Raw genomic sequence first — 11193 nt, 5'->3', positions numbered from 1 at the left:
GCGCCGAGGTCGAGGTGGCTGGCGGTGAATTCGATGGTGTAGGTGAATGGCTGGCTGAGGTGTTCTTCGCCTTCGAAGGCGAGGACGTCGAGGGCAGTGTCGAGGCCGTCGACTTGCAGTTTGTGGCGGCTGTGGTCGAAGAAGGGGCGCGGTGCGTTGGACAAGATTCAGACCTCCCTGGGGCATTCGGGGAGGCGTCATTTCCATCCCCGTTCAAGCGCTCGACAGCTTTCAGGAAGGGGAAAAAGGTTGATATAGGATGTTTCCGGCGTACGCGTAGGATGCATCCGAGTGTTGACGCACCTAATCTGTAGGACTGTTCGCTATCTTGTCGGCGCCCAGTGCCGCGGCTGCTTTTTGACAAGGTTGAACCGTTCGGATCGAAGGCTACTGCAGAGCGCAAACCCTGCTTGTTTAAAAGCCCTCAAGGTTACTTCGTGAAAGCCACAGCGCCTTGCGTCGTTGCCTACAGTTACCCCAGAATCCGCCGGCGTGTGCGCTTGGGGGCCGCTCGGTAACTTGCTCGCGTCACTGATTGTCGGTGATCGGGTTTAGTCGCCCGGCTAGTTTTCCTCGGTTGCATCAGTGTCATCCAGTCAGGCATCCGCCTGCACTTGATGGTGGCTGTGCGCATGGCGTCTTCGGGCGCGCCGGGTTTTGGGAAACTTTACCGGTCGACTAACTTGCGCACGGCCACCACCCTTTCGTTTAGTCGCGAGATGGTTGTGGCCCTTATCTGGAGAAAATTCCCATGTTCAAGGTCACACCGAATCCGCCGGACACCCCTCACGAACCCGCCGACCGCATTCCCTCGGCCGCCGACATCCGCGCCACTCCACGCAAACTGTGCACGCTGTTTTTCGTCAACCCGGAACTCGATACCGCAACCCTGCTGGCCCATGCCTGCGAATCGCTGGCCTCGGCCAACGTCATGACCATGGATCTGGCGGACCGGACGGAGGGATCGAGTCGAAATACCCTGCTGGGCATCGCGCAAGTCATCCTGTTGGGGGAACTGGCGGTGAACCGGGCGCTGGATCGGATTGATCCGCCTGAGTAGAAAAGCAAAAGGTCAAAAGATCGCAGCCTGCGGTTCCTACAGATTTCATGCCCTCTGTAGGACCCGCAGGCTGCGATCTTTTCAGCTACTGCAAAAAATATCAGCGCTTGCGCAGCAACACGCTACCAATCGAATAACCGGCGCCGAACGAGCTGAGCACGGCCAGTGAACCGGCGGCCAGGTCGTCCTGGTTCTTGTGGAAGGCAATCACGGAACCGGCGGAGCTGGTGTTGGCGTAGGTGTCGAGAATCACCGGCGCTTCCTGTTCGGTGGCGTCTCGGCCCAGCAGCTTCTTGACGATCAGGTGGTTCATGCTGAGGTTGGCCTGGTGCAGCCAGAAGCGCTTCACGTCGCTGACGTTGAGCTGGTTCTCTTGCAGATGCTCACTGATCAGCTCGGCCACCATCGGGCAGACTTCCTTGAACACCTTGCGGCCTTCCTGCACGAACAGTTTGTCCTTGGCGCCGATGCCCTCCTCCGCCGCGCGGTTGAGGAAGCCGAAGTTGTTGCGGATGTTGTTGGAGAACTTGGTCAGCAGCTTGGTGCTGACGATGTCGAACTGGTACTTGGACGTCGCCAGGTCGGCACGTTCGATAATCACCGCGGTGGCGGCATCGCCGAAGATGAAGTGGCTGTCGCGGTCACGGAAGTTCAGGTGGCCGGTGCAGACTTCCGGGTTGACCATCAGGATTGCCCGGGCCTGGCCCAGTTGCACGCTGTTGGCGGCGGTCTGGATACCGAAGGTCGCCGAGGAGCAGGCCACGTTCATGTCGAAACCGAAACCCTGGATGCCCAGCGCTTCCTGGACTTCGATGGCAATGGCCGGGTAAGCACGTTGCAGGTTGGAGCAGGCGACGATCACGCCGTCGATGTCGGCGGCAGTCTTGCCGGCGCGCTGCAAGGCTTGTTCGGCAGCGCCAATGGCCATCTGGCACAGCACCGACCACTCGTCGTTGGAGCGCTCCGGCAGGCGTGGGGCCATGCGTTGCGGGTCGAGGATGCCTTCCTTGTCCATGACAAAGCGGCTCTTGATGCCGGAGGCTTTCTCAATGAACGCGGCGCTGGACTCGGTCAACGCTTCCACTTCACCGCGCGCGATGGCGTCGGCGTTGTCAGCGTTGAATTGCACCACGTAGGTATTGAAAGACTGCACCAGCTCTTCGTTGGAAATGCTGTTGGCCGGGGTGTACAGGCCGGTGCCGCTGATGACGACGTTATGCATGGTCGTGTCTCTAATCTGTTCAGGCAGAAAGCATTGGCACCGTCGTACCAACACGCAAAGGGTCTATTCCCATCCAGGGGACGCAAACCTGGCATCGCTTTATTCCGGACCTGCCCGTAACCGTGAAGGCTCAAAACCGCGGGGCCGGCGTTTATAGGCGCGAAGTTTGCCATAAACATTGGGTTTTGGCGCCTTTTTGCTGGATGAACCCTACCTGCGGGCCATGGAAAACTGTGGGAGCGAGCTTGCTCGCGATTGCGGCCTGACAGGCAACATAGATTGTGATGCCCCCATCGCGAGCAAGCTCGCTCCCACAGGTATTGCACTGGCCTCGGGCCTACGGTTCGACTTGAGTCCACTGCTTGTTCAGGCGCTTGTCGGAGATAGGCACCTTGGTTCCCAACTGTTGCGCAAACAGCGAAACCCGGTATTCCTCCAGCCACCAGCGATACAACTCCAACTGCGGATCACGCTTGCCTTCCTGGGCGTGTTTACCGGCGCGGGTCTGGTATTGCGTCCACAGCCCGCTCAATTCGCCGCTCCAGACCCGGTCGCGCTGCACCTGGGCGCCGATTTTTTCGAAGCGCTGTTCGATGGCCTTGAGGTAACGCGGCAACTCCTTGAGCCATTGCATCGGCGTTTCCCGGACAAACCCCGGATACACCAGCTGGCTGAGCTGCTGCTTGATGTCGTTCAGGGCCACGGCTTGCGCCAGATCAATCTTGCCCTTGAAGCGCTTTTGCAAGCCATGCCAAAGCTTGAGGATTTCCAGGCTCAGCTTCGCCACGCGTTCGGCGTGCTCGGTCCAGGCGCCACGCTTGCGCTCGGCCAGGGACGCCAGACCGGCACCGTCACGGGGCAACGGGTCTTCGCCTTCGAGAATGCAGCTGTCGAGGCTGGCCAGCAGAATGTCTTCCACCAGCGCATCGACGCGCCCCATGTCGCGGTACAGCAGGCCCAGTTCGGTCAGGCCCGGCAACTTGCCGCGCAGGAACTTTGCCGACTCGGCCAGTTGCTGCATCAGCAAGCGTTGCAGGGCACGGCGATGCTGGAACTCGGCCTCGGCCGGGGTCGAGAAACGCCCTTCCTTGACCGTACCGGCTTCTTCCACCAGCGCCGGATAGACCGTCATCGACAGCCCGGCGATCTTCTGTTGGGTTTTCTCGGCCACGGCGGCAAACACTTTCGGCTCCACCGGTTGCTGGCTCTTCGCGGTTTGCGGCACCGCCAACGCCGCCTGGCTGGCCTCGGCGAAACGTGCAGTCAGTTCGGCCAGATCGCGACCTTCACCGAGGAACTTGCCTTGGGCGTCGACGATTTCCAGGTTCATCCGCAGATGGCTTTCCACCTGCTGCGCCGCCTCGGCCCAGGCCTCATCGCTGACCCGCGCTCCAGTCATGCGTAGCAACTCACGACCCAAGGCCTGGGGCAGCGAACCCTCGGCAAAGGTCATGCGCTGCAAGGCCGCCTTGACGAAGTCCGGCACTGGCACGAAGTTCTTGCGCAAGGCCTTGGGCAGGTTGCGCACCAGGGCAATGCACTTGGCTTCGATGACGCCCGGCACCAGCCATTCCAGGCGTTCCGGTGGCAGCATCGGCAACAGCGGTGCCGGCACGCGCAGGGTCACGCCGTCCCGTGGATGGTTGGGTTCGAAGTGGTAGCTGAGGGCCAATTCCAGATCGCCGATGTGCAGCGTATCCGGGTAATGCTGGGCGGTGACTTCACTGGCTTCGCGGGCCAGCACGTCCTCTTCGCGCATGATCAACAACTGTGGGTCTTTCTGGCTGTTGATCCGGTACCAACTGTCGAAGGTCGCGGTCTGGTGGATCTCCGCCGGCAGCCGCGCATCGTAGAAGGCGTACAGGGTTTCTTCGTCGGCGAGAATATCGCGACGGCGGGCCTTGGCCTCCAGTTCGTCGAGTTGTTCCAGTAACTGTTTGTTGGCCGTCAGGCATTTGGCCCTGGACTGAATTTCGCCGCGCACCAGCGCTTCGCGGATGAACAGTTCGCGAGACACCACCGGGTCGACCGGGCCGTAATGCACCGGCCGGCGCCCGACCACGATCAACCCGAACAGGGTGATCTGCTCGAACGCCACAACCTGGCCGCGCTTCTTTTCCCAATGGGGCTCGAAGTGGTTTTTCTTGATCAGGTGTCCGGCCAACGGCTCGATCCAGTCGGCGTCAATCTTGGCGACCATACGTGCATAGAGCTTGGTGGTTTCCACCAGCTCGGCGGTCATCAGCCATTGCGGGCGTTTCTTGCCGATGCCCGAGGACGGATGAATCCAGAACCGCCGCTGACGGGCGCCGAGGTAATCACCCTCTTCGGTTTTCTGGCCGATCTGGCTGAGCAACCCCACCAGCACCGCTTTGTGCAGCTTCGGATAGTCCGCCGGCTCTTTATTGAGGCTCAACTGCATGTCGCGGCAGATCAGGCTCAGCTGGCGATGGGAGTCGCGCCATTCGCGCAGGCGCAGGTAATTCAGGAAATTCTTGCGGCACCAGTTGCGCAGCGGGTTGGCACCCAGCGCCTGACGCTGTTCTTCGAAACCGCGCCACAGGTTGACCAGTCCGGCGAAGTCCGAGTCGGCGTCCTTCCACTGGGCGTGGGCCTGATCCGCCGCTTGCTGACGTTCCGGCGGACGCTCGCGCGGGTCCTGGATCGACATGGCGCTGGCGACAATCAGCACTTCCTGCAAGCTGCCGAGCTTGGCCGCTTCCAGCAACATGCGACCCATGCGCGGGTCCACCGGCAGCCGCGCCAATTGACGACCGAGCGGCGTCAACTGGCTGTTGCGATCCACCGCCGAGAGTTCTTGCAGCAAGTTGTAGCCGTCGCTGATGGCCTTGCCATCCGGCGGCTCGATGAACGGGAACGCGCTGACTTCGCCAAGGCGCAGATGCAGCATCTGCAAAATAACCGCCGCGAGGTTGGTACGGAGGATTTCCGGATCGGTAAATTCCGGGCGACCGAGGAAATCCTCTTCGCTGTACAGGCGCACGCAGATACCCGGCTCGACCCGTCCGCAACGGCCTTTGCGCTGGTTGGCGCTGGCCTGGGAAATGGCTTCGATGGGCAGGCGCTGGACCTTGGCGCGGTAGCTGTAGCGGCTGATGCGTGCCGTGCCGCTGTCAATCACGTAGCGGATGCCCGGCACGGTCAGCGAGGTTTCCGCGACGTTGGTCGCCAGTACCACGCGACGGCCCGGGTGCGACTGGAAAATCCGCTGTTGCTCGGCCGGCGACAACCGCGCGTACAACGGCAGGATTTCGGTGTGCTTGAGCTGAGCCTTGCGCAGCATATCGGCGGCGTCGCGAATCTCGCGCTCGCCGGGCAGGAACACCAACACGTCACCGGGACTGCGGCGCTCGCTGCGCTCATACGCGGCGATTTCGTCGAGAGTGGCGAGGATCGCCTGATCCACGGTCAAGTCATCTTCGACGCGGTTGCCCTCTTCATCCTGCTCCAGAGTCAGCGGGCGATACCAGGTGTCCACCGGGAAGGTACGCCCGGACACTTCGACAATCGGCGCATCGTCGAAGTGCTTGGAAAAGCGCTCCAGATCGATGGTTGCCGAAGTGATGATGACCTTCAGGTCCGGGCGGCGCGGCAACAGGGTTTTCAGGTAGCCGAGCAGGAAGTCGATGTTGAGGCTGCGTTCGTGGGCTTCGTCGACGATGATCGTGTCGTAGCGTTCCAGGTAGCGGTCGTTCTGGGTTTCCGCCAGCAGGATGCCGTCGGTCATCAGCTTGATCAGGGTGTTGGAATCGCTTTGATCCTCGAAGCGCACCTGATAGCCGACCAGTGCGCCCAGCGGCGTGCCGAGTTCTTCGGCAACCCGGCTGGCCACGCTGCGCGCAGCGATCCGCCGTGGCTGGGTGTGACCGATCAGGCCATGCTGGCCGCGACCGATTTCCAGGCAGATCTTTGGCAACTGGGTGGTTTTACCCGAACCGGTTTCGCCGGCAATGATCAGCACCTGGTGCTTTTCCAGCGCTTTCTTGATTTCGTCGCGCTTGGCGGCAATCGGCAAACTGTCGTCGTAACGAATCACCGGCAGGCTGGCCTTGCGCGCCAGCACCTGCTCACAGGACGCCTGCATCCGCGCCACCCACTGAGCCAGCCTGGCCTCGTCGGGTTTCTTGCGCAGCTCAAGCAACTGCCGCCGCAACCGGTGGCGGTCGGCGAGCATGGCGTGATCGAGGTTTTTCAGCAGTTTGTCGATGGAGGGCGATTCGTCGGTCATCGGGTACGCAATTCAGTCGTCTAGTGGCGCAAGGGGGCGATTGTCGCAGATTTGAAGGATGAGCGAGATCCCCCGTAGCAGCTGTCGAGCCTTGGCGAGGCTGCGTTCGGTTGTTCCTGACGCACCGCGATGCCCGGTTTTGCGAGGACCGCGTCCTCGAACGCAGGCTTCGCCAGCTGCTACAAGCTCGTGCGGAGCCGGTTATTCGTTATCGAGGCCCTTGCGCCGATACGGAAACACATCGATCACTTTGCCGGCGCGAATCGCCTCCTGCAGGCTTTTCCAGTAATCAGCGTTGTACAGCTCGCCATGCAGTTGATCGAACAACTTGCGCTGCCCCGAATCGGCAAACAGGAACGGCGGAAACTCTTCCGGGAACACGTCCAGCGGCCCGATCGAGTACCAAGGTTCGGACGCCATCTCATCTTCCGGAGTGCGCGGTTGCGGGATGTGGCGGAAGTTGGCTTCGGTGAGAAAGCAGATTTCGTCATAGTCGTAGAACACCACCCGGCCGTGACGGGTGACGCCGAAGTTCTTCAGTAGCATGTCGCCGGGAAAGATGTTGGCCGCCGCCAGTTGCTTGATCGCCAGCCCGTAGTCTTCCAGGGCTTCGCGTACCTGCGCTTCGTTGGCGTTTTCCAGGTACAGGTTAAGCGGGGTCATGCGCCGTTCGGTCCAGCAGTGGCGGATCAGCACCGTGTCATCTTCCACCGACACCGTCGACGGTGCGACTTCCAGCAGTTCCTCCAGGCACGCCGGGTCGAACTTGCTCAGCGGGAAACGGAAGTCGGCGAATTCCTGGGTATCGGCCATGCGCCCGACCCGGTCGACGCTCTTCACCAAACGGTACTTTTCGATCACCGTGGCGCGGTCGACGTTTTTCGATGGCGAGAAACGGTCCTTGATGATTTTGAACACGGTGTTGAAACCCGGCAGGGTGAACACGCTCATGACCATGCCGCGCACGCCGGGGGCCATGATGAACTGGTCGTCGGTGTTGGCCAGGTGATTGATCAGCGCCCGGTAGAACTCCGACTTGCCGTGTTTGTAGAAACCGATCGAGGTGTACAGCTCTGCAATGTGCTTGCCCGGCAGGATACGCCGCAGGAAGCCAATGAACTCCGCCGGCACCGGCACATCCACCATGAAGTACGAGCGGGTGAAGGAGAAAATGATCGACACGTCCGCTTCGTCGGTGATCAGCGCATCGATCTGGATGCCGCGACCTTCGAGGTGCAACAAGGGAATTGCCAACGGCCATTGCTCATCGGTGGTGTAGATACGCCCCACCAGGTATGCACCTTTATTGCGGTACAGCACCGAGGAAAACAGTTCGACGCTCAGCTCCGGGTCCTTGCACACCCAATCCGGCAGGTTCTCGCGCAGTTGCGCTTCGAGGCGTTGCAGGTCACCGGGCAGGTCGGCGTAATCCTCGCTGAAGCGGTAGTCGGCGAAGATGCTGGCGAGCATGGCCGACAATTGGCCTTGCGGCTTGTAGGTGCGGGTTTGCGCGGCCCGGGCACGGCGCAGGCTCGGCCGGGTGGTGTGGATGAACATGCAGCCGTCGCTGATCAGGTCATGGCTGAACAGCCCACAGAAGATCGAGTTGTACCAGGTCTCGGACAATTCATCGTCGAAGCGCAGGTCGATCAGGCTGATGTAGGCGCTTTTGACCAGTGGCCAGCAACTGACGTCCAGGGTGTCGGCGTCGAACGCGGTGCGCAGTCGCTCCACCGTTTCACCGACTTTTTCTTCGTACAGATTGATCCGCGCCGCCGACGCCGATTGCGTCTCTTGCCACCTGGCCTGTTCGAAGCGGGCCCGGGCGCCGTCGGTGATCTGGCGAAAATGCTCGCGGTAATCGTCAAAGCCATCGAGGATCAAGCGGGCGATGTCGGCGGCTGGCCATTGCTGCGGCATGGTGAGACCTCTGCGGGAATTCGGAAGGCTTGAGCTTAGCCAGTGAACCGGGGGCAGGAGAAGCGTAATTTTCCGGGCGAATTGAATGCCCGGTTTTCGGTTGCCATCGATCACACACTCAGCAACACTTTCGCCCCTCCATCAAGGAAGGACCGCGCTGTGAACCCCGTCGATATTTTCCGTTTACTGTCCCTGGCGGCCATTTGGGGAGCGAGTTTCCTGTTCATGCGCATCATCGCCCCGGTGATTGGCAGCATTCCTACCGCTTTTTTCCGTGTATCAATAGCCGCTGCCGGACTGCTGGTGATTCTCGGGCTGATGCGCATGAGTTGGGACTTCAAGGGCAAACTCAAAACCGTGATGCTGCTCGGAGTGATCAACTCCGGGATTCCGGCGACGCTCTATTCGGTGGCCGCGCAGGTGCTACCTGCCGGTTACTCGTCGATTTTCAATGCCACAACACCCTTGATGGGCGTGCTGATCGGCGGCCTGTTTTTCCATGAAAGGCTCACTGGCGCCAAGCTCGGCGGCGTGTTCCTGGGGCTGTTTGGCGTGGGCGTACTGACCCGTGCCGGTCCGGTGGCGTTCGATATCGAACTGCTGATGGGTGCCGTTGCCTGCCTGCTCGCAACCACTTGCTACGGCTTTGCCGGCTTTCTCGCCCGGCGCTGGCTCGACCAGGCCGGTGGCCTCGACAGCCGTTTGTCGGCACTGGGCAGCATGCTCGGCGCGACGTTGTTCCTGCTGCCGCTGTTCGGCTACAGCGTGATCAGCCAACCACCCGCGAACTGGGGCGGCTGGAGCGTGTGGCTGTCGTTGCTGGGGTTGGGCCTGGGATGCACGGCGTTTGCGTACATTATTTACTTCCGGCTGCTGAGCTCGATCGGTCCGGTAAAATCGATGACCACGACCTTCCTGATCCCGCTGTTTGGCGTGTTGTGGGGGGCGCTGTTTCTCGATGAGCCGCTGTCAATGGCGCATATCTATGGTGGGGTGTTGATTGCGCTGGCGTTGTGGCTGGTGTTGAAGCCGACTGCGGTGAAACCGGGTTTGGTGGCTGAGCGGTAGAATTGTTGCGTTGCGGATGACGCCTTCGTCGGAACGCCGCCCGGACCAAGCCCGCACCCACAGGGTTCGATGTCGCGTACAAATTTTGTGTACGACATCAAATACTGTGGGAGCGGGCTTGGTCCGGGTGGYGTTCCGACGAAGGCGGCTGATCAGACGCCAAAAATCACAAAGGCCCGGAGCAATGCTCCAGGCCTTCCCGGGTTTACGCAGACTTACGGAACACAAACACCAGTCCGACGATGATCAACAGCATGCCGAGCAGGCTCAACAACGCCAAGCGATTGCCAAAAATCAGGTAGTCCATCACCGCCGTTACCGCCGGCACCAGATAAAACAGGCTGGTGACGTTCACCAGATTGCCCCGGGCGATCAAGCGGTACAGCAACAGCGTCGCCAGCACCGATACTACCAGTCCCATCCATAGAACCGGCAGGAAGAAACCGCTGCTGTGTTCGAAGTGAAACGGCTGGAAGGGTACGAAAGCTCCGCACAACAACAGCCCTGCGAGGTACTGCACCGGCAGCGTGCCGAGGGGATTGTCGGTGATGCGTTTTTGCATGATCGAACCAAACGTCATGCTCGCCAACGCCAGTAAACCGAAAAGCATCCCGGCCAGCGACATCCCGGCCAGTCCGATGCCCTGATAGACCACCATGATCAACCCCGTCAGCCCTAGGGCCAGGCCGAACATCCGGCTCCAGGAGCGCTGACGCTCCATCAGCACCACGGTGAGGATCGGCTGCACGCCCATGATGGTCGCCATCACCCCGGGCGTGACTTTCAGGTCGAGGGCCAGCAGATAGAAAAYCTGATAAGCCCCCAACAACACCACACCGGTGGCCATCGCATACAGCATCGGTTTGCCGCCCTTGGGCAACTTCAACTTGAGCAACGGCACCAGCAACACCAGCCCGCATAGCGCGATGACGAAACGAAACATCAGGAAGGCGAAGGGTGACGCGTGGGCCAGCCCCCACTTGGAGAAAATCGCCCCGCTGCTCCACAGCAGAACGAACAGGCTCGTGGACGCCGCCGCGAGCGCGGACTTTTTCGAAAGGACAAACATGAATACCACCTGTAGTCAGGCAAAAAGCCAACTCAGCAAGAGCTGAAATCCAGTAGTTTTTTCAGACGGGCGCGGGAACAGCAGAAGAAAGCTGATCAGCCCGAAATGCCAACGCCTGGCGGTGATACGACTGCACACACCGGCGTGCTACTGACAGGTGGGGGGTAATGACTGATCTGCCCGGGCTGCTGATTCCCGCACGGCACGACGCCAGCGTTGACCGCTGAATCGACTACCGCGTTGAGGAGGGATGCAGGCATTGGGCTGATCTTTGCTCGAGGGATAAAAAGTGAGTCCGAAACTCACTGTGCGCCGACTATAACCAGCGTACGACAGGGATTGCAACGATTTGGCAACGACAGTCKGCACAGAGTCCGCATTGTGCGGTAGGAGGAGCATTCAGGGATTGCGTGAAGAGCCATAAAAAAAACCGCTCACAATGAGTAATACCAGTCAGTTAAGCGGTAATGCGATCTGTAGCAGCTGCCGAGCCCGCGAGGCTGCGTTCGGCTGCATGGCAGTCGTGAGTCCTGCTGACGCAGCCTGCCTGACGTACCGCAATGACTGATTTTACGACTGCTTCGCAGCCGAACGCAGCCTAGCCT

The 11193-nt window shown here is 60.5% G+C and carries 6 protein-coding genes; 2 read left to right on the top strand and 4 right to left on the bottom strand.

Going from position 1 to position 11193, the window contains the following annotated elements; genetic code table 11:
• The first annotated feature begins 751 nt into the window (after positions 1–751).
• On the top strand, positions 752–1060 hold the full coding sequence (locus AB4Z35_RS29235; protein WP_007997150.1) for a DUF6124 family protein: 309 nt from the start codon (positions 752–754) through the stop codon (positions 1058–1060).
• A gap of 100 nt (positions 1061–1160) precedes the next feature.
• Here AB4Z35_RS29235 and AB4Z35_RS29230 read toward each other — a convergent pair whose 3' ends face one another.
• The 3 genes from AB4Z35_RS29230 to aceK form a co-directional block, all read right to left on the bottom strand.
• Positions 1161–2282 (bottom strand): beta-ketoacyl-ACP synthase III, encoded by a 1122-nt coding sequence (locus tag AB4Z35_RS29230; RefSeq protein WP_442101055.1) that lies wholly within the window; start codon positions 2280–2282, stop codon positions 1161–1163.
• Between the two features lie 337 nt (positions 2283–2619).
• Positions 2620–6531, bottom strand: a complete 3912-nt coding sequence (gene hrpA, locus AB4Z35_RS29225) for an ATP-dependent RNA helicase HrpA (protein WP_442101054.1) — start codon at positions 6529–6531, stop codon at positions 2620–2622.
• Between the two features lie 201 nt (positions 6532–6732).
• A complete protein-coding gene (aceK, locus tag AB4Z35_RS29220; protein WP_442101053.1) occupies positions 6733–8451 on the bottom strand; it encodes a bifunctional isocitrate dehydrogenase kinase/phosphatase in 1719 nt (572 codons plus the stop codon).
• A 159-nt stretch (positions 8452–8610) separates the two neighbouring features.
• On the opposite strand from aceK, the gene AB4Z35_RS29215 reads away from it, so the two are divergent.
• A complete protein-coding gene (locus AB4Z35_RS29215; RefSeq protein WP_442101052.1) occupies positions 8611–9519 on the top strand; it encodes a DMT family transporter in 909 nt (302 codons plus the stop codon).
• Between the two features lie 205 nt (positions 9520–9724).
• Here the strand turns inward: AB4Z35_RS29215 and AB4Z35_RS29210 are convergent, their stop codons facing one another.
• A complete protein-coding gene (locus tag AB4Z35_RS29210; RefSeq protein WP_442101051.1) occupies positions 9725–10588 on the bottom strand; it encodes a DMT family transporter in 864 nt (287 codons plus the stop codon).
• Positions 10589–11193: the final 605 nt, after the last annotated feature.

The sequence above is a fragment of the Pseudomonas sp. KB_15 genome (assembly GCF_052114525.1).
GTDB lineage: Bacteria > Pseudomonadota > Gammaproteobacteria > Pseudomonadales > Pseudomonadaceae > Aquipseudomonas.
This window is presented reverse-complemented; position numbering and strand designations above follow the sequence as displayed.